The sequence below is a fragment of the Sphingopyxis sp. Root1497 genome, assembly GCF_001427085.1.
In the GTDB taxonomy this organism is placed as follows: Bacteria; Pseudomonadota; Alphaproteobacteria; order Sphingomonadales; family Sphingomonadaceae; genus Sphingopyxis.
Genome location: NZ_LMGF01000005.1, coordinates 1,248,285 through 1,271,059, shown reverse-complemented (window position 1 = coordinate 1,271,059; position 22,775 = coordinate 1,248,285). Strand labels below are relative to the sequence as shown.

The window sequence follows — 22,775 nt, the reverse complement described above, 5'->3', positions numbered from 1 at the left end:
GGGGATTGGGCCCGGGAGCGACATATGTCGCGCCTCCGGCAAACCCCGCCGCCGATCAGCTGGGGCTGATACGCAGGCGAAGGTTCACGCGGTCGATGCGCGTCTGGATCGCGGCGGCGTCGCGGTCGGACAAATTGCCCATGCGATCGTGCCGCATCCGCTTCTCATCGCGGCGGATCGCCGTCAGCTCGCGCTGGACGCTGGTCGCCGTACGATTATCCAGCCTGCGATCCGATTTCGCGGCACGGACATATTGGTCGAGGTCCGAAACCTGCGACAGGATAGAACGGCTTGCCCCATAGCCTGCACCCTGAGCGCCATCATATCGCGCGCCGTCGCGTGCGGTCGAAATCCAGCGGCCGCGGCTGTCGTAATAACCGGTCGTCGCGCCGGCGTTCCAGCGGCCGTCGGTGCCGTAATAGCCGGGCTGCGGATCGGCGACCCACATGCCGTAGCTGTCGCGGCGCCCCTTTGCGACGCCCGTCGTCCAGCGTCCATTGGCGTCATAATGGCCGACCGTCGCGCCCGCGACCCAGCGTCCGCGGCGATCATAATAGCCGCTGGCGGTACCGCCGATCCACTGGTCCTTCTCGTCATAATAGCCGTTCGACGAGGCGGGCACCCAACGGTTGCGGCTGTCGTAGCTGCCGTTCGAGGCGCCGTCCTCGGCGCGCGCCACCCAGTTGCGGCTCTCGTCATAATAGCCGTTCGGGCTGCCCGCGACCCACTTGTTGTCGCGGTCATAATAGCCGGTAGCGCGCCCGCGGCCCGCCGCACTTGCGTGCCAGGCGCCTTGCGCGTCGTAATAGCCATAGGCGTCGGCGCGGCGATTGCCGGGCGCCGTGCCCGCCGTGGCGGCGACCCAGCGGCCGCGATTGTCGTATCGCCCGGCCGTCGATCCCGCGATCCATTTGTCGTTGCGATCATAATAGCCGTTCGCCGAAGCCGGGACCCATTCGCCGTCCGAGCGATAGTCGCCCTCGCCGCGGTTCGAGCCCGTGTAAGCGATCCATCGGCCGTCATCGCCATAACGGCCATTCGGCGGTCCTTCGAACCAGGTCCCGTCGCGGTCATAATAACCGCGGGCCTCCGACGAGCCGATCCCCGACGCATGCCAGCGCCCTTCCTGATCATAATAGCCATAGGCGTCGCGGCAGTCGCGACCCGGCTTGGCAACCTGATTGGCGAGGATCGCGCCGCCGACCGCGCCGATCACAGTGCCGAGACGCTTGTCGCCCTTGCCTGCGACGACGTTGCCGAGAACGCCTCCGGCACCGGCGCCCGCGACGGTGGCGACGACGCGCGTCGAGCGCTGCTGCTCGCAGCTCGTCTGCGACTGCGTGCGCGCCGAAACCGCGGACGGCACGAGAGCAATGGCGGCGATACTCGCCGCGAAGATGAATTTACGCATTGTGGGAGACTCCTAGAACTGGCGGTAGCCGTTCTCTGAAGCCCCAACCTCTCAACAGACAAATTGTTCCGTCTAAGCCAATATATTACGAAACTTATCCCAATTTATCGAAACATTATGACCCGAATAGGAAATCTCTATCATGAAATAAATTTAGAAATGTGCGATTTTTTGGAGTATATATTTATAGATAAAATTCCCATTTTCTTGAATTACAGGAACATGATATTATATAAGATACGCTTACGTCGCCTGCGACGGAATTTTTATGCCCCGACGTGGGGCGACTTTTCCCTTCTCACGCTTCCAGCGCTGCCGTGCGCTTTTGCCGGCAGGTTCCTGTTTTCGTGAAAGGAAACACCCATGCCGATCGGCAACGTAAAATTCTTCAACAGCGACAAGGGCTATGGCTTCATCGCGAACGAAGACGGCTCGGGCGACAGCTTCGTCCACGCCACCGCCCTCGAACGCGCCGGAATGGCGACGCTCGAAAAGAACCAGCGCCTTTCCTACGAACTGGAGACGGGCCGCGACGGCAAAATCTCCGCGGTCAATCTCGAAACGGCCTGATGCCCGCCTGTGCCGGCAGACCGTCTCACGGCTTAAAGCCGGCACAGTACGACCGGATGCGGCCCTTTCCCCGGGACGCGTGAATAGCTCACAATCATCGGAACCGACATGTTTCAGAATAACGATATCTTCCCGAGCCTCGGTGGCCTCTCGCTGGCCGGCAAGCCCATCCGCTTCGACGATACGTCGCGGCGTTCGCCCATGCGTTCGCGTCACCAAATCAAAGCGCTGATCGCCAGGATAATCGGCTGACCCAGGAGAATTCCATGCCCGTAGCAAGCGACCTTTATCGCGAACATGCCGAACGATGCGAGGCCGAGGCGGCCGGTGCCGTGCTGACGCACGTCCGCGCCCGCGACCTGCGCTCGGCGGCCGCCTGGCACGCCATGGCCGCCCGTCGGTTGAAATTCGAGCGGGCGTGCGCCGAGCGTGACCGGGTTGCGGACGAAGTTCGTGCGCAATGTCTGGCCTAGGCTGGTTTGGAAGCCCTTGGGCAACTAGCCTGTTCGCGCTGTCACTTCTTTCCGTCAGCGGCTGCGCCGATAACCCGGCGCCAGCGAAAATGCCGCCTCGACGCCGAGCAGCGAGGGACGTGCATCGGATTCTGGCGAGGGGGCGTATCAGGCAGCCGAAGACCAGCCGTCCATCCAGAAAGCAGAAAGCGGCATCCTGCCACCCGACATCGTGGAGCAGATCAAGCCACGTTGCCGCGCGCTGGTCATCGCGCACGACGCGGCGGCGGCGAGCGGCGCGCCAACCGGCGCAGAGCCCGAACAGGATCTGCAAAAAAAGAATGCGGCTGGGGACGCGATAGAATTCGTCGATCGTCCCGCGGCGCCATCGGCGGAGCAGATCGCCCAGACCGAGCTGGAGCGCCAGTTCGCGCTCCGCCGACTGTGCGAGAAATTGGGGTTCATCCGGCCCGTCGATCGGCAGTAGCCGGTAGCTGAAAACAAGCGCCGATCCGCCAGCTCCAAAGCCAGGTCAGCGTGAGAATGAGTGGCCGCGTCTCCTGAAAGCCATGAGACGAGAGGACGCCAGGAGACGGGGTTGCCTGCACTACGCGGTGCGGCAGCGAAAGTTGCGCCAAGCCCTATCTGACCCGAGCCAGCCTGCGCGGCCCTATCGTCATGATGCAGGTTATTTTCCGCGTCCGTGTAGCAACCCGCGCGCAGGCGAAGGGTTGGGGATCGTACCGCCCTCGACAGTTCGACGGCGTCACCTTCCAAAAGGATTTCAGAATGTTCGATAACAAGAATGTCGCGACGCTCAATTCGCTGATCGCCACTACCCTCGATAGCGTCGATGGCTATCGCAAGGCCGCCGACGAAGCCAATGCCGCGCAGTTCAAGGACCAGTTTCTGAGCCGCGCCAACGAGCGCCAGGCGATCGTCACCAATTTCCAGGCGAAGGTCCGCGAACTCGGCGGCAATCCCGAAGACGACGGCACCATCCTGGCGTCGGCGCACCGCGCCTTTCTCGGCCTGCGCGACAAGCTGACCGGCGAACGCGACGATGCGGCCGTCGTTGCCGAGGTCGAACGCGGCGAGGACCATATCAAGGCGAAGTTCGAAAGCGCGCTGAAGGACGAGGATCTCGACCCGGCGGTGCGCCAGCTGATCCAGACTGCCTTCACCTCGGTGCGCGAAGGCCATGACCAGATGTCGGCGCTGAAGCATGGGCTCGACGCGAGCTAACTCTCTCCCTTCGGGCAGAGACAGGAAGCGGCGGCCCGACGAAAGTCGGAGCCGCCGTTTTCATGCGCGAGCGAAATCGCCGGAAGCTTCCCCGGCCGCCGCGCGTTCCGCAGAGGGAGACAGATTATGGCCAATGGCTGGGCGCGCGACGGCGCCGTGCAAGATCAGATCGACGATACGGTGTCCGACGCGGTAAAGAGCGCGCGAGCGCGGCTTCCGGTCGGCGAAGGCGCGGATTATTGCGACGATTGCGGCGCGGACATACCAAAGGCCCGCCGCAAGGCCTTGCCCGGGACGCGCACTTGCGTCGCCTGCCAGTCCGCACGCGACGCGGCGATCCGACCGGCAGGGATCAACCGCCGCGGTAGCAAGGACAGCCAGTTGCGGTAGTCGCGGTCCGGTTCAAACAGCCTTCTCGGGCACGTCGCGGGCCATAGCGGCGTCGGGATCGCGGCCGTGACGGCGGTCGAGCAGCCGCATCGCGGGCGTTACGGTCAGGCCGTGAAGCAGGATCGATAGCAGCACGACGAGTCCGACGATCGCCCAGAGCCGCGCGCCTTCGGCCAGCGCCATATGGTTGATCGCATACGCGAGGTAATAGAAAGGGCCGACGCCTCGGATTCCGAAGAAGGCGAGCGTCAGCTTCTCCGAACCGGCTGCCCGCAACCCAGCGAGCCCGGCCATCCCCGCGAGCGGCCTGACGATCAGAATGATCGCGACCGCCGCGACGATGTCCCCGGCGCGAAGGGGACGCAGCAGGCCCTCGACGAGCGCGCCGCCGAACAGGATCAGCAGAACCATCATCGCCAGTCGCTCGACCTGCTCGGTCAGCGCGTGCATTTCATGATTGAAATGATGGTCGCGGTGCGAGCGGCGGAGCGTCAGCGCGGTCACGAAGACCGCGAGAAAGCCGTACCAATTGGCGATCTCGGTGACGCCGTAGGATACGAATGTCGCGGCGATCGCGATGAGCCCGTCGCCCGTCTGTGCGAAACGCGTTTCGGCAGGGACGTGAAAAGTCAGCCACCCGAAGAGCCTGCCGACCAGCCAGCCCCCCGCGATGCCGGCGCCAATCTCCCACAGGACATTGTGCCACAGCCATTTGCCCGCCCATGGCTCGCCTGTGGTTGCCGCAAGCGTGCGCGATCGCCAGGTTGACGAAGGGGAAAGCGAGCCCGTCGTTGAGACTCGCCTCCGAGGTCAGACCGAACCTTACCTCATGCTCCTCGCCCGTACGCGGGGGACCGACCTGGACGTCGCTCGCGAGAACGGGATCGGTCGGGGCGAGGCACGCGCCGAGCAGCAGCGCCGTAATCCACGGAAGGCCGAGCCCCAACCGCCTATGACCGCGATCGCGGCGATGCTGAGCGGCATGGTGATCGCGAGCAGGCGCCAGGTCACGCGCCACTGCCGCCAGCTGAACCGGCGGTCGAGATTGAGCCCCGCCCCCATCAGGGCGATGATGACGACGAACTCGGTGAAGCGCTCGGCGATTTCGGGATAGTCAAGGGGCAGCGGACGAAGCGTCACCCCCGGCAACGCGAAGATCGCGCCGCCGATCGCGATGCAGATGATCGGCAGCGACAACGGCAGGCGTTTCAGCGCCAGGGGGAGCCATGCTACGAGCGCGATCAGCACGCCCGCTCCGGTAAGCCATAATATGTAGGGTTCGAGCGGAGAACGTTGGCACTCCGTTAGACCTGGCGGGCCAGCAAAGCGGTCATTGCGATGCTCGCACCATCAGCGCGCGCCGGTCCGGATCGGGTCGCGCCAGCTGCCGCGTTCGGCGACGAGCGTCAGCGACGCTTGGTTCGGGCTTCGCCCCGATCGATCCGTACGGATGGCCAGCCGGTCCGACGCGATCCCCCTTTCCTTCAGAAAGGTGGCCAGTGCGTCCGCTCGCCTGCGGCCGAGCGACGACGCCGCGACATTTTGCGCATGTTCGTGCACCACAAGCGCTATCCGCGCATCGGCGGTTGCGTCGAGCAGGGTCGCGAGCGTCGCGGCTTCTCTCAGCCCCGCGCGCGACAGCGTTCCCTTTTCCGAGACGAAGGCACCGGGCGCCAAATCGAGGCTCGATCCTCGCGCGCCCGCTGCGGTGAGCCACTCAGCCATCGCCCGCTGGCGCGATCCCTTCGCCGCCACCATCGTCGCGCCGTCGGCGAGGGTAATAATACTCGCGCTGGCGCCCGACGACGGCGAGTTATTCGCGGGATCGCTGCAAGAGTGAAGCGAAGCGTCGCGGTTGTGACGAGGATCGGGACCGTGGCAATCGATAAGAGCCGGCGCATAAGATTCCCTGTGAGAATTTTGTCCCCTTCCAACAAGACGCCCGTCGGCCGCTTCTGTTGCACTGCGAAGCACAGGAACCTTCACCCGTGGCTGGCGTTGACCGCATATCCGGACAGGATGATTTGGCGACGTCGCGAAGCGCGTGCATTTTGGTGCGCGAGCAGGGGCTGACGTGCGTCTCGACAGGAGAGTTTATATGTTCAGATGGGCCATCATTTTCGCCGTCGTCGCGCTCGTCGCAGCGCTCCTCGGCTTCGGCGGCATTGCCGGGCTCTCCGCCGATTTCGCCAAGATCCTGCTCGTCGTGGCCGTCGTACTGGTCATCGTCGGCTTCATTTTTGGCCGCGGCGGAAGCAAGCCGCTCCCGTAAGCGTCCGGGATCGCTGCGCCTCCCTCGCCTGCGTTCCCTGACGGTGCCGGCGGCTTCGCATGAGGCCGCCGGCATAGTTTCGATCCGGGTGCCGTCCGGCTTCACATTTCCGGCTAAACGCCGACAAAAAAGGCCCGCCGAAGCGGGCCTTTCCTTTGGCCAAAGGCGGGCGGCTCAGCCCTTCGAGATCAGCTTCGCAAGCTGGGTGCGATGCGCTTCGACAATGGGCACGATCTCACCAGCAGCTTTTTTCAGACCTTCGGCATCGCCGCCAGCGGCATAGCCCTTGTGGAGCGCCAAAGCCGTGTCATGCGCGGATTTCTGGTGCGCGAGATAGACCGCGTCGATACTCTCCGCATCGGCGTTTCTGATATCGTCCAGCATCGTCTGCTGCGTATCGTCGAGCTTGGGCGGGAGCACGGTCAGCTTGGCCTCGGCCGCGGCCGCCTCGACCTTGGCGGTCGATTTACCGTGATGGTCGATCATCATCTGCGCGAAGGCTTTGACATCCGCGATCGTGGATTTTTCGAGAAGCGCCTTCGAGGATTCGATCTCCCACATATCGCCGGCACCGGCCTTGGCGACATAGCCTGCCGCATCTACCGGCGTCGCGGGCGCGCCGGTAAGCGGCGGCGCGTCGGCGTCGGGCATCGTCTCGGTTACGGTCGCGGTCTCGGCGGGGGCGTTGTCGTCAGCCCCGCTGCACGCCGCCAGCGCAAGGGCGAGCGTCAGGATATAGGGGCTTTTCATGAGGATCTCCGTCGCGGAGTTTCTTCCCCCGCCTCTCGTCAACCCGGGCTGCACCTCGAAGTTCCTCTGCGTTGCGCGCGCATCCCGCGCTTATGCATGACCTGCGGCGGGAAAAGCCCAGGAACACCAGCCCGTCGGTCGGAAGGGCTCCCACCCATTTTCGAGCTGCGCCAGCCGGTCGGCGACCGCATAGATCACGCTGGGATTCACGCCGAGACCGCAATGGCTGCCGTAGACCTCGATGCTTTCGCGGCGCATCGCCTTGTCTTCGCGGCATGTCTGCCAAGCACAAATGCCATCGGATCGGCTGTAGATCGCCGACGAGGGCACCTGCGATGGCCGAGCCAGTTCGACGAACAAGGCGCGGTTCGCGCCATCGTCGCGCCGCGTTCCGCTCGCCATCTCAAAGAGCTTTGCCGCGTTGGTCGCATCGCCATCGTCCATAAACGGCGAGCCGAGCGTGATCACCTGGCGAATGCGGTCGGGCATGCGCCGCGCCATAAGGCGCGCGAAAACCCCGCCGAGGCTCCAACCGACCAAGCTCACCTTGCGCCCGGTCTCCGCGAACAGCGCCTCGACGCGCGCGGCGAGAAGCTCTGCACGCGGTCCGATGGCCCGTGGACCGCGATTGCGACCCAAGCCCCAAGGGCGGGCGTCATAACCCAGCTTGTTCAGGACGGCCCGCAACGCGGCCGTCGACCGGTCGCCCGCCAAGAGGCCGGGCAAGACCATTACGGGATGACTATCTCCGCGCGCCGCCGCATAAAGAAGGCCGGGAAACGTCGCGGCAAGCAGCGACATCTCGGACATCGCTCGTGGGAGTTCCGCAGCGGCGAGCCATGGCGAAGGGGGAGCGAGTTTCACGGCATTCGCGCCGCTTTGTTGTGCTATCATCATGTTGCAGCAAGCTTTAGCCCGCACGTTTGTTGCCCACATTGATCGAGGTCAGTCTCTTTTCGGATCGGTGGCCCGGGCGACACGTTGTGGCCGCTGTAAAAATGGCTGCGCCAACATCCCTATTGGGGTGGATGGCCGGTTGCGGACCGTCCGCAATCAGGACGCCGGTACGAGAAGCAGACGGCTCCGCTAACTGTATTTCCAATACTAAATTGACGGCAGCATCTGCGACGCGAAACCCCACCCTTTAAGGTCGGCGTCTGCGGCGCGGTCGAGCAATTCCGCGGCGTCGTTGATCGTCCAGGCGCCGGCTGTGTCGACATCGGCGAGCGCGTCCCAGCCGATCGGGACGGCGACGGGTGCGCCTTCGCGGGCGCGGGCGGAATAGGGGAGGATCGCGGTGCTGCCGCGCTGGTTGCGGAGGTAATCGATGAAAATCTTTTCCTTGCGCTTGGCCTTGCTCATCGTCGCGATGAAGCGGTCGGGCTCGGCCATGCTGAGCGCCTCCGCGAAGCGTTTCGAGAAATCCTTGTGCGCGTCCCAGCTGTGCCCCGGATCGAGCGGGACGACGACATGCACGCCCTTGCCGCCGGAGAGCATGGCGAAGCTGACGAGACCGATGTCGGCGAGCTGGCGGCGGATGTCGGTCGCGGCCTTCTTAACGTCGGCGAAGGCGAGGCCTTCGTCGGGGTCGAGGTCGAAGACCATGCGGTCGGGCTTTTCGAGGGCATCGACATGGCTGCCCCAGCCGTGGAATTCGATCGTCCCCATCTGGACGCAGGCGAGCAGGCCGCCCAAGTCGTCGACATAGAGATAATCTTCGTGCCCGCCGTCCTTTTCGCGGATCGGGACATGCTGGACATGATCGCCGAACGAGCCCAAGTCATGCTTCTGGAAGAAGCATTTCTTGGCGCGGCCCTGCGGGCAGCGGACGAGGCTGATCGGGCGGCGCGCGGCGTGGGGAAGCATCAGCGGGGCGATGGCTTCATAATAGTCGGCGAGGTCGCCCTTGGTCGCCTTCGCCTCGGGGAAGATGATACGGTCGCGGCTGCTGATTGTCACGTCGCTGGCGGGTTCGGGGGCGGGTTGCTGCTTTTCGGGGGTCACGTCCTTTGCCTCCTTGTCGCTGCGCAGGCCGAGGAAACTCGCATGGCGCACCGATCCGCTGGCGGTGAATTCGGCGAAGGCGATTTCGGAGACGAGATCCGGCTTGAGCCAATGGACCTTGCGCGCTGAGACGGCGTCGACTTCGAGCGGGGCGGTCTGGCGTTCGAGCCGCGCGAATTTTTTCGCGAGGTCGGCCATGGTCGCGGCGTCGAAGCCGGTGCCGACATTGCCCTTGTAGACGAGCTTGCCGTTCTCACGCTGCGCGAGGAGCAAGGAGGCGAAGGGGCGGGCCTTCGCCGACGAGGGGTTCCAGCCGACGAGGACGAACTCCTGGCGGCGGGTGCATTTAACCTTGACCCAATTTTGCGAACGGCGGCCCACATAAGCCGCGTCGGCGCGTTTGGAGATGATGCCTTCCTGCGCCGCGCGGCACATCGCGGCGTAGAGCTTCTCGCCGGCGCCGATGACATGGTCGGCGACCGCAATGGGAGGCTGGGCATCGCCGAGCAGGGCTTCGAGGCGCTCCTTGCGTTCGAGATTGCCGAGTTTGGCGAGCGATTTGCCGTCCGCTTCGAGCAGATCGAAGGCAAAGAAGTGGAGGGCGGTACCCTCGTCCTGCGCGCCGTGGCCGCGCTTGAGCACGGCTTGAAGCGAGGAGAAGTCGGGGTTGCCGTCGCGGCCATAGGCGACGATCTCGCCGTCGATCAGGCAGGGCAGCAGGTCGAGCGCGGCGATGTGGCGGACGAGCGGCGCGAATTTGTCGGTCCAGTCGAGGCCGTTGCGGGTATAGACGCGCACGTCGCCGCCCGCCGCGGCGATTTGGGCGCGGTAGCCGTCGTACTTGATCTCGTGGAACCAGCCGTTGCCGGTGGGCACCGCATCGACGAGCGTCGCGAGCTGGAGCGGGCGGAATTTGGGCGGCTTGCCCTTGGCGGCGGGTTTGGCGATTTTTTTGTTGCGCGCGGCGGCGGCGGCCATCTTCTTCGCAAAGGCGACGCCCTTCGCGCCCTTCAGCGATTGCTCGCCGCCGTCGTCGCCCGCGATCTCGGCCATCGTGCGGCCGGTGAGGATGCTGGTGAGCTGGCGTCCGACGAGATCGTCGCTGCCACCCGCATAGGCGTCGTTCACTTTCCGCAGCAGCCAGTTCTCGCGCTTCTCACCGGGGCGCGTCTTCATGCGGACGAGCAGCCATTCGCCGTTCATCCGCTCGCCGTCGAGGGTGAAGTGGAGATGGCCCTTGTCGATGTCCTTCGCGCTCTTGCCTTCGATGGGCTTCCAAGTGCCGCGGTCCCACAGCATGACCGTGCCGCCGCCATATTCGCCCTTGGGGATGCCGCCCTCGAAATCGGCGTAGCTCATCGGATGGTCTTCGGTGCGCACCGCGAGACGCTTGTCGGCGGGGTCGGCGCTAGGGCCTTTGGTCACCGCCCAGCTCTTGAGCACGCCATCGACCTCGAGCCGGAAGTCGTAGTGCAGCCGCGTCGCGTCGTGTTTCTGGACGATGAAGCGGTTGCCGGCGCCCTTGGCGACCTTGCCCGCGGGCTCGGGGGTCAGCTTGAAATCGCGCTTGGCGTTATATTGGGCGAGGGGATCGGCGCGCGCCATGTCACGCCCTTGTGCGCGCCGGGGCCTTCTTCGCCGGGGCGGCCTTTTTAGCGGGTGGCTTCTCCTCCTCGGCGGCGGCCTTCTTCTGGCCATCGACCGAGGCTTTCAGCGCCGCCATCAGGTCGATGACATTCGAGCCGCGCGACACCGCGGCGGGCTCCTCGACATCTTCGAGCACGCGCTTGCCCTTGGCTTTCGCCTTCTTGGCGATCACGCGCTTGAGCGCATCGACATAGTGGTTGTGATAATCCGACGCGTCGAACTTGCCGCTCTTCTTGTCGATTAGCGTCGCCGCGAGGTCGAGCAGGTCGGCGTCGGGCTTGGTATTGCCGACGTCGCGGAAATAGTTCGCCGCCTTGTTCACCTCGTCGGCGTAACGCAGCACTTCGAGCACCAGCCCGCGGCCGCAGGGGCGCAGGCCGACAAGCTGCTCCTGCCCGCGCACCGACAGCTGACCGAGTCCGACCTTCTTCGATTTCTTCAGCGCCTCGCGCAGCACGATATAGGCCTCTTCGGCCAGTTCGTCGGCGGGCACGACATAATAGGGCTTGGCATAATAGAGGATGTCGATCTCGCCCGCGTCGACGAACTGGACGAGTTCGAGCGTGCGCTTGCTCTCCAGCTTCACCGCTTCGATCTCCTCCTCGTCGAGCAGGACATAATTGCCCTTCGACGTTTCATAGCCCTTGACGATATCGTCGGTGTCGATCGCGCCGATGCCCGGCACGATTTTTTCATATTTGACAGGCTTGCCGCTCGGCTCGTGGATCTGGCGAAAGCTGATTGCGGCACCCGACTTGGTCGCCGGATAGACTTCGACCGGGATTGCCACCAGCGCGAGGCGTATCTGTCCCTTCCAATAGGCGCGTGCGGCCATGGCCTTCCTCACTTTCCTGAAGGAAAATGCACAAGGCCGATTGGCGTTCCACGCCGCCGGAGCGAATGATTGTCGACGAGAGTGTGGCCGTTTGCGGACTGTCAGCTTTGCACCCACAAAACATCAGCACCGGACCTACGGCTAAAATGTTTGGCCGCGTTGACGCAAGCTTGGGGTTGATTTCATTCGTCCATCCATTCAATTTGGCAGTGGGTCGTGGAATGGAGCAATCATGACCCTGTTGCGCACAATGGCTTGCCTCGCTTTGATGATGGTGGCCGCGCCTTATGCCAGCGCTTCCTCTCCAGGTTCCCCGCCCACCGAGGCCTCTCCGCGGGGTGATGCGAGTGCCCTGCAAGCATTCGGTGATGACCCCATGTGGACCATTGTCGTGGACGCGCGCGGAATGAGGATGGCGCTTGACGATGGTGGCGAGCCCGTCTTTCGCGAACTTCCGGCGCCGCTGGTATCGCAGGCGGAAAGCGGCCGCGTTTTCAGGACGAAGACCGCAGCGGGCGAACCGGTCGAGCTTCGCGTAGCCGGAATTCCCTGCGCGGGCTCTTCCGGGGAGCTGCCGCTGCAGGCAGTCCTTTCGGTAGGATCGATGCGGCGCGAGGGATGTGCCCGCGTACTCGAGGATATGGGAGCACGAGTTTCCCGTCCGTTGCTTGGCGATCTCGCGGTCGATGGTCGGATCGTTAGCAAGGGTGGTCCGCCAGGCTATTCTCTGGACATTCAGGAGAGCGGCACGACCTTTACCGTCAGGGGGCGCGTGTTGAACCTGAACAAGCCGGTCGCTCTTCAAATCGCGAATGCATCATGGCCGACGGTCGCGGGCAACGTCGCAACCTATGCGCTCGCAAACGACGACGAGACGGTGACAGCGAGCGCGACGGTCCAAGCAGCCAACTGCAAGGCGAATGGCAAGACCTACCTGCTGACCCTGGCGCTCCTCGTGGATGGCCAGACCTACCGAAGTTGCGCATCGCAGGCGTATCTGACCCTACCGATGCTCTCCCCGCCAACCGTTTTGAGCCCGTTTTGAGGACAGCGACAAGCCCGCAATGCCAGCGGAAAGAATCCGGAACTCTGGAGAGATGATCAGGATGTATCGCCATTTCGTCTTAGCGCTCTGCGCGTTTATGCTACCTGCGATCCTGCCATCGCCGGCCGCAGCGCAGTCGCATCCGGATCCCGAAATCGTTCTTACTGGCACTGAGTCTTACTCAACGGCTGCAGGCAAGTTTACGCGCTATCGTTTCGACGTCCGAAACAAGGATGTTTTTCCTGCGGACCTATTCACAGCATCGCCCGGCCTGCCGCCATGCGGGACCAACGCGAACTCGTCCCGGTCGTGGGTAGATTTCTATGATGCGAGCGGCAAAAGGCTCTACGGCTTCTGCGCACTTTCCTCGTCCGCACAATTGGGAACGATATGGTTCGCCGTACCCGAGGGCGCGCCTCCTCCGGCNNNCCCGCCGCGCCGGCTCCGGCACAATCGTCGGCTGCAGCAAGCACGAATCGGCAGAAATGGGTTGTTCTTCGCAAAGATGCCGAACTGATCTTCACGGCCGACCTGGCCGGTCGAACGGCCGCGGGCACCTTCCCCATGGCGGTCCTGCTCACGCCGCGCGGGCCGCTGGACACTACGCCGGATGGGCCAACGATAATCCCGGTCGACGGGGCGCCTGATTGCAGCGCCGGTACGATCAAATTCTCGGGCCCTAGCCCCTATGTGGAGCAGCTCAACCAGCCCGGCCTTCAGGAGAAGCTACAATATAATTCGGCGGACTGGCTGCCGATGCTGTGCGGCGACAAGGGGTCGTCCTATCCGCCGTTCGCCAATCCGGCGACGCTGTGGTCGGTCTATGGATTGTTCGACAACGCAGGCGGATCTGACCTCTCGATGGGATATCTGAGCATGCAGCCAGGCCGTCTCAGTTTTTTCCGCTCGCCGCTGCCCTTCACTGCCACGCAGATCGTGTATCATTCGAACCTGCCCGTGGGAGGACATTTGGAAGGCGATCGCCAAATCGACTGCGCCGCTCGCCGGGTGAGCGCTCCGAAGTTCGAATTCGTCGACGACATGCTCGCGCGTACGGCCATGCGCCGCCCAGAATGGATAGCGGACGCCGCGCAAGACGACGAGGCGCTGCTGAAATGGCAGTGCGACAAGCTCCCTCCGATTACCATCACCGCAGACTTCACCTATGTCGAAGCTGCGTTCCGAGCGGCCGTCCCCTCTCCCCGGACAGTCTCGCCGAAGACCTGTTCGACATCCGCACGGTCGCGCCCTTCGTCTCGGTCGCGGTCGATGCATCGCATCGCGAGCATTGGCTCCTGAGCGACGGGCGATGGGCGATCCGGCTCGACCTGCATGATGGAACTTTGCTCGGCGGCCCGGTCCTCGTCGAGCACCGAGTGACCGGCCTCGTCTCGGCCCGGCCGAAACTCGAGGCGCTCCGCCAGTTCGTCTTTCTCGCGCAAAAGGGGGATTTGCCGGTTTCGATGATCCCGCGCGAACGCCGGGCCGCCCAATGGATTCTCGAACTGCGCATCGGCGATGCGCTCCTCGACGAGGCGACCCAGCAGGAGATGGCCCGCGCGCTGTTCGGCAAGGCGGTCGCGGCGAAGCGCTGGCGGATCGAAAGCGCTTCCTATCGCCTGCGCACCCAGCGGCTCGTCAAGGCGGCGCGGCGCCGCCTCGCCGATCCGCTTGCCGGCCCCTGGTTCGACTGAGGTCCACGCCCCCTCGCCCGCATCCCGGCGCCGCGCGGATGGCGGCTAGATCATCGACCAGATCTGGTGCGCGCAGAGGACGACGAACAGAATCGAGGCAAGTGCGAGCAGAATGTTGGAGAGCCATCCCGATCGCCATTCGCGCGGGACCGACCGCCCGTTGAGCAACCAGACCAGCGTCAGCGCGAGGAACGGCATGAAGAAGGCGCCGAACGCGCCATATGCGATGATGAGCGCGAACGGCTGACCGAGGGTGAGCAGGACCATCGGGGGAATGGTCAGCCACAGTACGTAGAAGCGGAACGCCGGGCTCGTCTCGAGATCGCTGCGGTCGCCCGCCACATGCGTCCCGCGCAGATTGCGGACGAAGTCGGCGAAGAGCAGCGACACCCCCTGCCAGACGCCAAGAATCGAGGAGAAGGTGGTGGCGACGAAACCGATGAGGAAGATCGTCGCAACGCGCGGCCCGAAGCGCTCGGCGAGCACGGCTTCGAGATCGAGCAGCCCGCGGTCGCCGCTTGCGAGGCTGATTTGCGCGGCGTTGAGCAGCTCGGCGCCGACGATCAGCATCGCGACGACGAAGATGCCGGTGACGATATAGGCGACGCGGTTGTCGAAGCGCATCATCCCCATCCATGCGGGACTGTTCCAGCCCTTGGCATTGACCCAATAGCCATAGGCGGCGAGCGTGATCGTTCCGCCGACGCCGCCGATCAGGCCAAGCGTATAGATCACCGAGCCGTCGGGAAGACGCGGCACCAGCCCGCCGATCGCCGCGCCGACATCGGGGACGACGAGGATCGCGAGGCCGACGACGACAACGAACATGATGCCGATGAAAAGCTTCATCGCGGCTTCGAAAATCGCGTAGCGATTGAGAAGCACGAAGGCGGCGCCGAGGAGACCCGACAGCGCGCCCCACGCCCAGAAGGGCAGCACGCCCGGGAACAGCGCCGATAGCGGCAGCGCCGTCGCGCTCATCGCGGTGCCGCCATAAACGAAACCCCACAGAATGATGTAGATACCGAAATACCAGCTCGTCCAGCGGCCGAGCGAGCGCCAGCCTTCGAGGATCGTCGAGCCGGTCGCGAGATGGTAGCGGCCCGTCGCCTCGGCGAGCGCGATCTTGACGATGCAGCCGATCACCGCCGCCCAGAGCAGCGCATAACCGAAGCGCGCACCCGCGACGAGCGTGGCGACGAGATCGCCCGCGCCGACGCCGGTCGCGGCGACCACGATGCCGGGCCCGACGAGCTTCCAGCGTGCAAGACCGCTTGGCGGCGTGTCGGGCAATCCCTGCGCCTCGGGCACAGACCCTGCTGGCGGTGCGGTCATTTGAGCATGTCTCCGTAGTCGGAAGGTCAAGATTGCGCGCGTGCGGCAAGGGGCGGGAGCGCGAGCATGGCGGCCATCGGCCAGGACATCAACCGGCAGCACCCGCGAGAAGCACCGTCGCGCTGCGGAACAGCATATAGGCCGCCACCGCGAAGATCAGTCCGGCGAAGATCATCGTCAGCGTGCCGCGGCTCGACAATTTTCGTGCGGCGCGGGCCCCGGCAACGCCGCCGACGAGCCCGCCGACGATGAAGATGGCGGCAAGCGTCCAGTCGACGAGACCCGACATCGCATAGCTCAGCGCGGTGGTGAGCCCGAAGGCGGTGACCGCAACGAGGCTCGTCCCGACGGCATTGAGGATCGGCATCTTCGTCGACGCGATCAACCCGGGGACGATGAGGAACCCGCCGCCGATGCCGAAGAAGCCCGAAAAGCCGCCGGTCCCGAGACCATAGCCGAGCACCTTGGGCGCGTTGTGACGATTGCACGCGGCACCCTCGATCCCCGGATTATTCCGTCCGCGCAGCATCAGCACCCCGACGCCGAGCATCAGGAGCGCGAAGAGAAAGAGCAGCTTCTGGCCGTCGATCGCCTTGCCGATGGTCGAGCCCGCCAGCGCGCCGACGACGCCGCTCCCCGCGTAAAGAAAGCCGCAGCGCCATTTGACCGTTCCGGCCCGCGCATGCTGCGCAAGCCCCGAGGCGGCGTTGGCCGCCACCGCGAGCGCGCTCGTCCCGATCGCGACATGCGGGCTGGCGACACCGACGAGATAGACCATGAGCGGCACGGCGAGGATCGAGCCGCCCCCGCCAACCAGCCCGAGCGTGAAACCGACGATCCCGCCCGACAGGCCGCCGAGCAGATATTGGAGCGTGTTGAGCGTCACCCGCCCGAACCAAGCGGCGCGGGCGCCGCGAGCCATTCGCGGCCGCGAAGCATGCCGTTCCAGTAGACGGTCGGAAGAATCTTCTCCTTGAGGAGCCAGGAGAGCCGCGACGGCCGCGTGCCTTCGATCAGCCACTTGGGGAAGGTCGGCAGCAATTTGCCGCCATAGCCGAATTCGGCGAGGACGATCCGCCCCGCCTCGACAGTGAGCGGGCAGCTCCCATAGCCATCATAGGCGGCGACCGGCGCGGCGCCGTCGAGCGCCGCGAGCGCGTTGAGCGCGACCACCGGGGCCTGCTTGCGTGCCGCCGCCGCGGTCTTCGCATTGGTCGTGCCGGCAACGTCCCCGAGCGCAAAGATATTGGCATAGACGCTGTGGCGGAGCGTCGCCTCGTCGACCGCGACGAAGCCCGAAGGCGCCGCGAGCGGGCTCGACGCGATGAACTCGGGGGCGACCTGCGGCGGCACGACATGGATCAAGTCGAAGCGCTCCTCGACGCGGCGGACCGTGTCGCCGCGGCGCTGCTCGAACAGCGCGACCTTTGCCGGACCGTCGACCGAGACGAGACGCGATTCGAGCTGCAGGTCGACGCCGTAGCGCGCGATATAGGCCTCGAGCGCCGGCACATAGGCCGCGACCCCGAACAGCGACGGGGTCGCGGTATGAAACTGGACATCGGCCTGCCCGAGCAGACCGGCGCGCTCCCAGCGATGACAGGAGAGATACATCGCCTTCTGCGGCGCGCCTGCGCATTTGATCGGCATCGGCGGCTGGGTGAACAGCGCCCGCCCGCCGCGGAACCGCCGCACGAGCCGGTCGGTATAGGACGCGAGATCGTATCGATAGTTGGAGGTCACGCCGTCGGCGCCGAGCGCGTCGGCCAGCCCCGGGATCGCGTCCCAGTCGAGCTTCAGCCCGGGACAGACGATGAGCGCGCCATAGCCGAGCACGCGTCCGTCGGCGAGCGTGACCCGGTCGGCGGCGGGATCGAAGGACGCTGCCGCGCCGCGAATCCATTCGGCGCCTTCGGGGATCAGCCCCTCTTCGCCCCGGCGCGTCGCTTCGGCGGCGAAAATGCCGCCGCCGACCATCGTGAAGCCGGGCTGGTAATAATGATCCTCATTCGGCTCGACGATCGCGAGCGACACGCCCGGACGGCGGCGCAAGATGCTCGCGGCGGTTGCGATTCCCGCGCTCCCCCCGCCGATCACCACGATATCATAGCGAGCGATCCCGCCCTCGCTGCCGCACGCGGCGGCCATGCCGGCGAGCTGCTCGGAACGAGCGCCCGAGCGGCAATAGGCAAGGACGGGCACGGGCAGTTCGGCGAGCGCGCGCGCCATCGCGGCGGCATCGCCCTCCACGATGCGTCCCGAGACGACCGGGATATGCATGAAGCGCAGGCCATGGGCCTCGGCCGCCGCTGCGATCGCAGACGCGGCAGGCTGACCCGCTTCCTCGCCGTCGGGGCGATTGCAGACGATCGCGCGAAAGCCCGAGGCGGCAAGCCCCGCGACATCGGCCGGATCGATCTGCGGCGACACGCGAAGCGTGGGGGTCAGGGTCCTGATGCTCATAAACTCTCCGTTCGTCGGGGGGGCCTTGGGGGCCGCCGGCGCTTACAGTCGGTCGACCGGTATCTTGAGGTAGGCGACGCCATTGGCCTCGGCGGGGGGCAGCCGCCCGGCGCGCATGTTGACCTGCACCGCGGGCAGCAGCAGCGTCGGCATCGCGAGGCCGGCGTCGCGCGCGCGCCGCCGGGCGACGAATTCGTCTTCCGAGATCCCGTCACGCGCATGGACATTGCCCGCGCGCTGCTCGCCGACCGTCGCCTCCCAGCGATGCTCCTCGCGCTCCGCGGTCAGATAATCGTGGCACATGAAGAGCGGCGTTTCGGCGGGCAGATCGAGGATGCGCCGCAGCGAGCGGAAGAGCTGCGCCGCGTCGCCTCCCGGAAAGTCAGCGCGCGCCGAGCCATAGTCGGGCATGAACATCGTATCGCCGACGAAGACGACGTCGCCCACGACATAGGCGACGCACGCCGGGGTGTGCCCCGGGACATGGAGCACCGTGACCGGGAGATCGCCGATCGCGAAACGCTCGCCATCGGCGAACAGCCGTCCGAAGTCCGAGCCGTCGCGGCGAAACTCGGCGCCGGCGTTGAAGATATCGCCGAACACCCTCTGGACGTCGCGGATATGCTCGCCGATCGCGATGGTACCGCCAACGATCTTCGCGAGCCAGGGCGCGGCCGAGAGATGGTCGGCATGGGCGTGCGTCTCGAGCAGCCAGTCGATCGCGATGCCCGCCCCTTGCACATAGGCGACGATCGCTTCCGCCGAAGCGGTCGACGTCCTGCCCGACGCGGCTTCGAAATCGAGGACACTGTCGATGACCGCCCCGCGCATCGTCGCGGGATCGTGGACGACATAAGAGATGGTCGAGGTCGCGGGATCGAAGAAGGCGCGTACCGACGCGCTGCCCTTGGCGGTGCCCGCGAGCTGCGCATGGGCGGCGGCCAGCGCCTTGTCTGTCAATGCTTCGCTCATGCCGGGTCGGGTCCGAGGTGCGGCCGCGCGGGATCGCAGCGCCGGAAATGGGCAACGAAGTCGGCGATCGCGGCGATGATCCATTCGGAGAAGCGCGCGCCGGCCTCGGCCGAAGCAAGGGTCGGATCGCCCGCCCCCACACCGTTCGACGCGACTTCGGTGACGTCGAGCGGCAGCCCGACCTCGAACCCGCCGAAGGTCACGCCCGCAAACAGGCTCGTCGTCGGCAGGCCGAAGGCGTTTGAACGCATCGCGGGGCGCGCCGCGCCCATACGCATCAGTTCGGGCGTGAGATGGAGACCGACCGAGGTGACGGGATCGGCGCCATGGCCGCGCGCGCGGGCGCTGCCGGCGCCATGAACCTCCTCCCAGAGGCTGTCGGGGATCATGCGCCAGAGATTGAGCGAGGCGATCATCACGCCGCGCTCGGCCCTGAGCTTCTGCGCGACCTGCGCGATCAGCGGCGCGTTCGTCGAATGGCCGTTGCAGATGACGATATGGCTGAGGCCATGGTCAAGGAAGGCGGTGACCATGTCCTCGAGGATCATCGAAAAGGTGGCAGCCCGAAGCTGGATGCCGCCCGCGGCGCCGCGGAAGAAATCGGCATGTCCGAACGGCAGCACCGGCGCGCAGATCGCGCCGGCGCGCTCGGCCGCCGCGAGCGCGAGCCGTTCGGCAAGGACATAATCGCCCATCGGCGCGTGCGGCCCCTGCTGCTCCTGGCTGCCTAGCGGCAACAGGATCGGCGGATTGCCCGCGAGCCGGTCCCGAAACTCGGGCCAACTCAGATCCTGAAGCGCGTGCGCGCGCTTCGCGGGCGCGCCCGCGCCCCGCGCCGACGCCCCGACGGTCTCGCTGCGTCCTGCCGCGCGCGCCTTGGTCTTCGCCTCAGCGCTTGCCATGACCCGCGCCCAGATAGATGGCGTTGAACAGAAGCTTGAACGCGCCATGCGTCTGCGCGCGGAGCGCCACTTCGGGGCCGATGAGCACGATCCGGCCCTTGCCGCGATCGACCTCGACGACCGCCGCGGCGCCGTCGAGCCGCTCGAGACCGTGCGCCCAGCCGCTCTTGAGTTTCGGCACGCCGGAAAAGCGAACCGGAACCTGCACCCCGGTCGTACCCGGCTTGAGCTTCCACACCGGGCTGTCGTCGAAGAAGAGATCGACCTTGTCGGGCATGCCGTAAGCGTAGGGCGACGCATGTTCGACCGACGCTTCGACGAGGGCTCCCGGCACATAAAATTGGCTGCGCGGCGGGCGCGCGGTCTTGCCGTCGACCGTCTCCGCGACGGCATCCTCGACCGGCAAGTCCATCGCCTGCGCAAGCGCCTGCGCCGAGCCGCCCATCGCGATCAGCGAGCCGCCGTCCTCGACGAAGGCCTTCAGCGCAGGAATCGTCTTGTCGGCCGTCACCGACCCAAGCCAGGCGCGATATTCGGCCGGGATTTCGTCGGGCTTGGGCTGCTTGTCGTCGCCGCATCCGCGGAACATGCCGTCGCCGCTCGCGCGCCCGGCCTGAAGCTGGAAGGCCGCGTGCGGCATGATGATCACGTCGAAATCCTTGCGGAGCTTTCCGGCATCGAGCTGCTTGGGATAGACGATGGCGAACGGAAACTCATGCTGGTCGAAGATCCAGCGCATCCACCCCGTGGGCATAAGGCCACCGTAGATATCGACGAGCGCGATCCGCGGACGCTTCATCGCCATGCGGTCGCCGGCCGGCGCCGCCGCTGCGCGTTCGACGTCGAGCCCGAGTTCGCTCGCCGCCGCTTCGACGATGCGCGTCGCTGCCGGGCTTGCGGGAACCCAGAGGGCACCGGGTTCGGCCGCGCCGCCGGCAACCGCGACAGGCTGCGACAGCCAGGACACCGGCTGATCCGCCTTCAGCAGGCGGTTCGACAGGATGAAGCTGTTGTTCGCGCCGTGGCCGACGAGATAGCCCGCCTTGCCCTCGCCGACGATCCGCCCCGGACTGGCCGAAACCCGGGTCGAAATGCGCTCGGACGGGACATCGAGCGCGTCGAGCACGCGCTCGAAACCGACGCCCATCTGGAAAGCGGGCGTGTAACCGGTGGCGTCGGCGGGCGGGATCGGCGGGCCGCCGGGATATTCGAAATTCTCCGGATAATCCTGCGGCTCGAACATATCGAGGATATGCGGCCGGTACGCCTGCGCGGTGCGCACGAAATAGGTCCCCGCCGGCCAGGACTTGCCGTTGGCGCTGAACGGCGCGCTGGCGCGATCGACGTCGACGCCGAGCTTGATCAGCGCGTTCAAAAAGCGGATCGCGGTCGGATAGTCGCGCTGGCCGGGGTCGATCACGTAGGCGCGCGCGTCGCGGTTCGCCGGATTCTTCATGACCGCATCGTAGAAGCGGGGATCGATCGAGCTGCTGCCGCGCGTGCGCGTCGCGACGGGCTTGGCGCCGGTCGCCGCCGATGCGGCGTGCATCTCGGCGATCCGCGTCGGGGTCATCGTCCAGCTATCCTCGCTGCCTCGCGCGATGCTGTTCGCGCCCATGCGGTAGATGTTGAAGAGCAGCTTTTCGCGGTTCGCCGCGGCATAGCTCAGCACCGCGCGGTTGATCGTCATGCTATATTCGAGCGACTGGCCGATATGCCATTTCTGGGGCGCGATCGGTGCGGGCTGATTGTTGCCCGGAAGCTGGCGCTCGGGGACGAGCTCGATATCGATCGGAACGGGCTTACCGATCGTCTCGGTGAGGATGCCGATCGCATTGTGGAAATAGGAGATCGAGCGGAGGTTGCCGTTGTACCAGGTGTCGTAATGCGCGCCGTCGCGCGACGTGCCGCCACGCTTGCCCTCGGCGAGCAGGCGCGACTGCATCGCCGCGCCGACTTCCTCGAGGCTCGTCATCACGAGCGGATCGAAGTTGAAGTTGAAGGGATCGCGGAAGGGCGGAATGAAAACGACGGTGCCTGCCGGGCCGGTCTGATGCTGGTTGAGCACGACTTGCGGTCGCCAGTCGCGAAAAAGGACGCGAGTGATATTCTGCGTCTCAGGCATCTCGGCCATGTAGAAGTCGCGGTTGTTATCGTGGCCGACATAGGCGTGGTAGAGCTTGGGCAGGCTTTCGAAGCCCGCCTCGCGCTTCGCCGGATCCTTGATGCGCATATACCAGTTGGCGACGAGCTCCTGCCCGTCGGGATTGTTGGCAACGAAGAGGATGATGACATTGTCGCGGATGCGCTTCGCCTCGGCGTCGTCGCTGTTCACAAGGTCATAGACCTGCTGGATGATCGCCGAATGGGTCAGCGTCTCGCTCGCATGAATGCCGCCATCCACCCAGATCACCGCCTTGCCTTCGGGGGCGAGCGCGCGCGCCTGCTCGTCGGTCAGCCCTTCGGCGCGGCCGAGCCGTTCGGAGATGTCCTTATATTTGCCCAGCATCGCGAGATTCTCGGGCGAGGAGACGATCGCCATGAGCTGGCGCCGCTTTTCGACGGTCGGTCCGATGTCGACGAGCTTTATCCGGTCGCTCACCTCGGCGAGCCGCTTCCAGTAGATCGCCGTCTCGCTGTAGCTCGCGACATAGCGGTCCTCGCCCATATCGTGGCCGAGCACGTCCTTCGGCGTCGGGACGGGGCCCGCGATCGCGGCGCTCGTCGTCATCAGCCACGCGAAGGCGGCGGCGGCGGCCAGTCGTTTCATAAGTCGGGACCCTCTTGG

25 protein-coding genes are annotated in these 22,775 nt (G+C 65.5%); 11 read left to right on the top strand and 14 right to left on the bottom strand.

The features are described from left to right. Positions 1–55 precede the first annotated feature (55 nt). The gene (locus tag ASD67_RS20505; protein ID WP_056351048.1) at positions 56–1,411 is read right to left on the bottom strand and encodes a glycine zipper 2TM domain-containing protein; all 1,356 of its coding nucleotides are present in this window, start codon (positions 1,409–1,411) and stop codon (positions 56–58) included. Between the two features lie 363 nt (positions 1,412–1,774). Here ASD67_RS20505 and ASD67_RS20500 point away from each other — a divergent pair, with 363 nt between their 5' ends. The 6 genes from ASD67_RS20500 (at position 1,775) to ASD67_RS20480 (ending at position 4,068) form a co-directional block, all read left to right on the top strand. Next, positions 1,775–1,981 (top strand): cold-shock protein, encoded by a 207-nt coding sequence (locus ASD67_RS20500; RefSeq protein ID WP_056351045.1) that lies wholly within the window; start codon positions 1,775–1,777, stop codon positions 1,979–1,981. A 108-nt stretch (positions 1,982–2,089) separates the two neighbouring features. Further along, positions 2,090–2,233 (top strand): hypothetical protein, encoded by a 144-nt coding sequence (locus ASD67_RS23245; RefSeq protein WP_156377805.1) that lies wholly within the window; start codon positions 2,090–2,092, stop codon positions 2,231–2,233. Between the two features lie 14 nt (positions 2,234–2,247). Beyond that, the gene (locus ASD67_RS23240) at positions 2,248–2,454 is read left to right on the top strand and encodes a hypothetical protein (RefSeq protein ID WP_156377804.1); all 207 of its coding nucleotides are present in this window, start codon (positions 2,248–2,250) and stop codon (positions 2,452–2,454) included. A gap of 211 nt (positions 2,455–2,665) precedes the next feature. Continuing rightward, complete coding sequence (locus tag ASD67_RS20490; RefSeq protein ID WP_056351041.1) at positions 2,666–2,920, top strand: hypothetical protein; 255 nt, start codon at positions 2,666–2,668, stop codon at positions 2,918–2,920. Positions 2,921–3,222: 302 nt separating this feature from the next. Beyond that, a complete protein-coding gene (locus tag ASD67_RS20485) occupies positions 3,223–3,678 on the top strand; it encodes a PA2169 family four-helix-bundle protein (protein ID WP_056351038.1) in 456 nt (151 codons plus the stop codon). 126 nt (positions 3,679–3,804) lie between these two features. Then, complete coding sequence (locus tag ASD67_RS20480) at positions 3,805–4,068, top strand: DksA/TraR family C4-type zinc finger protein (protein WP_056351036.1); 264 nt, start codon at positions 3,805–3,807, stop codon at positions 4,066–4,068. A gap of 12 nt (positions 4,069–4,080) precedes the next feature. Here ASD67_RS20480 and ASD67_RS23960 read toward each other — a convergent pair whose 3' ends face one another. The 3 genes from ASD67_RS23960 to ASD67_RS20470 form a co-directional block, all read right to left on the bottom strand. Then, positions 4,081–4,761, bottom strand: coding sequence for a cation:proton antiporter domain-containing protein (locus ASD67_RS23960; RefSeq protein ID WP_327197045.1), 681 nt, complete (start codon positions 4,759–4,761; stop codon positions 4,081–4,083). Between the two features lie 129 nt (positions 4,762–4,890). Continuing rightward, complete coding sequence (locus ASD67_RS23955; RefSeq protein WP_327197037.1) at positions 4,891–5,316, bottom strand: hypothetical protein; 426 nt, start codon at positions 5,314–5,316, stop codon at positions 4,891–4,893. A gap of 102 nt (positions 5,317–5,418) precedes the next feature. Next, entirely contained in the window at positions 5,419–5,793 is a 375-nt protein-coding gene (locus ASD67_RS20470; protein WP_056351034.1) for a hypothetical protein, read from the bottom strand. On the opposite strand from ASD67_RS20470, the gene ASD67_RS23885 reads away from it, so the two are divergent. Both ASD67_RS23885 and ASD67_RS22795 read left to right on the top strand, forming a co-directional pair. Continuing rightward, positions 5,777–5,908 (top strand): hypothetical protein, encoded by a 132-nt coding sequence (locus tag ASD67_RS23885; RefSeq protein ID WP_268799249.1) that lies wholly within the window; start codon positions 5,777–5,779, stop codon positions 5,906–5,908. The genes ASD67_RS20470 and ASD67_RS23885 overlap by 17 nt on opposite strands. A 258-nt stretch (positions 5,909–6,166) precedes the next feature. Continuing rightward, on the top strand, positions 6,167–6,340 hold the full coding sequence (locus tag ASD67_RS22795) for a DUF1328 family protein (protein WP_082545213.1): 174 nt from the start codon (positions 6,167–6,169) through the stop codon (positions 6,338–6,340). A 174-nt stretch (positions 6,341–6,514) separates the two neighbouring features. Here ASD67_RS22795 and ASD67_RS20465 read toward each other — a convergent pair whose 3' ends face one another. From ASD67_RS20465 to ku, 4 genes are all read right to left on the bottom strand, one after another. After that, a complete protein-coding gene (locus tag ASD67_RS20465; RefSeq protein ID WP_056351032.1) occupies positions 6,515–7,090 on the bottom strand; it encodes a DUF4142 domain-containing protein in 576 nt (191 codons plus the stop codon). 90 nt (positions 7,091–7,180) lie between these two features. Next, positions 7,181–7,900, bottom strand: coding sequence for an alpha/beta fold hydrolase (locus ASD67_RS20460; RefSeq protein WP_156377803.1), 720 nt, complete (start codon positions 7,898–7,900; stop codon positions 7,181–7,183). Between the two features lie 294 nt (positions 7,901–8,194). Next, positions 8,195–10,699, bottom strand: coding sequence for a DNA ligase D (ligD, locus tag ASD67_RS20455; RefSeq protein WP_056351028.1), 2,505 nt, complete (start codon positions 10,697–10,699; stop codon positions 8,195–8,197). A 1-nt stretch (position 10,700) separates the two neighbouring features. Beyond that, positions 10,701–11,576 carry a non-homologous end joining protein Ku gene (gene ku, locus ASD67_RS20450; RefSeq protein ID WP_056351026.1) on the bottom strand — a complete coding sequence of 292 codons (876 nt, stop codon included), beginning with the start codon at positions 11,574–11,576 and terminating at the stop codon, positions 10,701–10,703. Positions 11,577–11,808: 232 nt separating this feature from the next. Between ku and ASD67_RS20445 the strand changes: the two genes are divergently transcribed. The 3 genes from ASD67_RS20445 to ASD67_RS23370 all read left to right on the top strand — a co-directional run bounded on the left by ASD67_RS20445 (position 11,809) and on the right by ASD67_RS23370 (position 14,315). Beyond that, a complete protein-coding gene (locus ASD67_RS20445; protein WP_056351025.1) occupies positions 11,809–12,621 on the top strand; it encodes a hypothetical protein in 813 nt (270 codons plus the stop codon). Positions 12,622–13,050: 429 nt separating this feature from the next. Then, positions 13,051–13,920: hypothetical protein (locus ASD67_RS23375; RefSeq protein WP_235535758.1), on the top strand; the 870-nt coding region annotated here is incomplete at its 5' end. Positions 13,921–13,997: 77 nt separating this feature from the next. Further along, positions 13,998–14,315, top strand: coding sequence for a DNA -binding domain-containing protein (locus ASD67_RS23370; protein WP_162248621.1), 318 nt, complete (start codon positions 13,998–14,000; stop codon positions 14,313–14,315). 45 nt (positions 14,316–14,360) lie between these two features. Here the strand turns inward: ASD67_RS23370 and ASD67_RS20430 are convergent, their stop codons facing one another. The 6 genes from ASD67_RS20430 to ASD67_RS20405 all read right to left on the bottom strand — a co-directional run bounded on the left by ASD67_RS20430 (position 14,361) and on the right by ASD67_RS20405 (position 22,757). Then, a complete protein-coding gene (locus ASD67_RS20430; protein ID WP_056351020.1) occupies positions 14,361–15,650 on the bottom strand; it encodes an Nramp family divalent metal transporter in 1,290 nt (429 codons plus the stop codon). An 88-nt stretch (positions 15,651–15,738) separates the two neighbouring features. Further along, positions 15,739–16,572: a sulfite exporter TauE/SafE family protein gene (locus ASD67_RS20425; RefSeq protein WP_056351018.1), complete on the bottom strand. Its 834-nt coding sequence runs from the start codon at positions 16,570–16,572 to the stop codon at positions 15,739–15,741. Further along, positions 16,533–18,113: a bifunctional protein tyrosine phosphatase family protein/NAD(P)/FAD-dependent oxidoreductase gene (locus ASD67_RS20420; protein ID WP_056351016.1), complete on the bottom strand. Its 1,581-nt coding sequence runs from the start codon at positions 18,111–18,113 to the stop codon at positions 16,533–16,535. The genes ASD67_RS20425 and ASD67_RS20420 overlap by 40 nt, the downstream gene beginning before the upstream one ends. Positions 18,114–18,155: 42 nt before the next feature. Further along, positions 18,156–19,085, bottom strand: coding sequence for an MBL fold metallo-hydrolase (locus ASD67_RS20415; RefSeq protein ID WP_200938077.1), 930 nt, complete (start codon positions 19,083–19,085; stop codon positions 18,156–18,158). Next, a complete protein-coding gene (locus ASD67_RS20410) occupies positions 19,082–19,987 on the bottom strand; it encodes a creatininase family protein (RefSeq protein WP_082545211.1) in 906 nt (301 codons plus the stop codon). The genes ASD67_RS20415 and ASD67_RS20410 overlap by 4 nt, the downstream gene beginning before the upstream one ends. After that, entirely contained in the window at positions 19,974–22,757 is a 2,784-nt protein-coding gene (locus ASD67_RS20405) for a M14 family metallopeptidase (RefSeq protein ID WP_056351014.1), read from the bottom strand. The genes ASD67_RS20410 and ASD67_RS20405 overlap by 14 nt, the downstream gene beginning before the upstream one ends. Positions 22,758–22,775 lie beyond the last annotated feature (18 nt).

Excerpts from the sequence above, each read along its gene's own strand:
- ASD67_RS20505 (WP_056351048.1), bottom strand. The coding sequence starts at position 1,411 with ATGCGTAAATTCATCTTCGCGGCGAGTATCGCCGCCATTGCTCTCGTG.
- ASD67_RS20500 (WP_056351045.1), top strand. The coding sequence starts at position 1,775 with ATGCCGATCGGCAACGTAAAATTCTTCAACAGCGACAAGGGCTATGGC.
- ASD67_RS23245 (WP_156377805.1), top strand. The coding sequence starts at position 2,090 with ATGTTTCAGAATAACGATATCTTCCCGAGCCTCGGTGGCCTCTCGCTG.
- ASD67_RS23240 (WP_156377804.1), top strand. The coding sequence starts at position 2,248 with ATGCCCGTAGCAAGCGACCTTTATCGCGAACATGCCGAACGATGCGAG.
- ASD67_RS20485 (WP_056351038.1), top strand. The coding sequence starts at position 3,223 with ATGTTCGATAACAAGAATGTCGCGACGCTCAATTCGCTGATCGCCACT.
- ASD67_RS20480 (WP_056351036.1), top strand. The coding sequence starts at position 3,805 with ATGGCCAATGGCTGGGCGCGCGACGGCGCCGTGCAAGATCAGATCGAC.
- ASD67_RS20470 (WP_056351034.1), bottom strand. The coding sequence starts at position 5,793 with ATGGCTGAGTGGCTCACCGCAGCGGGCGCGCGAGGATCGAGCCTCGAT.
- ASD67_RS22795 (WP_082545213.1), top strand. The coding sequence starts at position 6,167 with ATGTTCAGATGGGCCATCATTTTCGCCGTCGTCGCGCTCGTCGCAGCG.
- ASD67_RS20465 (WP_056351032.1), bottom strand. The coding sequence starts at position 7,090 with ATGAAAAGCCCCTATATCCTGACGCTCGCCCTTGCGCTGGCGGCGTGC.
- ASD67_RS20460 (WP_156377803.1), bottom strand. The coding sequence starts at position 7,900 with ATGTCCGAGATGTCGCTGCTTGCCGCGACGTTTCCCGGCCTTCTTTAT.
- ligD (WP_056351028.1), bottom strand. The coding sequence starts at position 10,699 with ATGGCGCGCGCCGATCCCCTCGCCCAATATAACGCCAAGCGCGATTTC.
- ku (WP_056351026.1), bottom strand. The coding sequence starts at position 11,576 with ATGGCCGCACGCGCCTATTGGAAGGGACAGATACGCCTCGCGCTGGTG.
- ASD67_RS20445 (WP_056351025.1), top strand. The coding sequence starts at position 11,809 with ATGACCCTGTTGCGCACAATGGCTTGCCTCGCTTTGATGATGGTGGCC.
- ASD67_RS20430 (WP_056351020.1), bottom strand. The coding sequence starts at position 15,650 with ATGACCGCACCGCCAGCAGGGTCTGTGCCCGAGGCGCAGGGATTGCCC.
- ASD67_RS20425 (WP_056351018.1), bottom strand. The coding sequence starts at position 16,572 with ATGGCTCGCGGCGCCCGCGCCGCTTGGTTCGGGCGGGTGACGCTCAAC.
- ASD67_RS20420 (WP_056351016.1), bottom strand. The coding sequence starts at position 18,113 with ATGAGCATCAGGACCCTGACCCCCACGCTTCGCGTGTCGCCGCAGATC.
- ASD67_RS20415 (WP_200938077.1), bottom strand. The coding sequence starts at position 19,085 with ATGAGCGAAGCATTGACAGACAAGGCGCTGGCCGCCGCCCATGCGCAG.
- ASD67_RS20410 (WP_082545211.1), bottom strand. The coding sequence starts at position 19,987 with ATGGCAAGCGCTGAGGCGAAGACCAAGGCGCGCGCGGCAGGACGCAGC.
- ASD67_RS20405 (WP_056351014.1), bottom strand. The coding sequence starts at position 22,757 with ATGAAACGACTGGCCGCCGCCGCCGCCTTCGCGTGGCTGATGACGACG.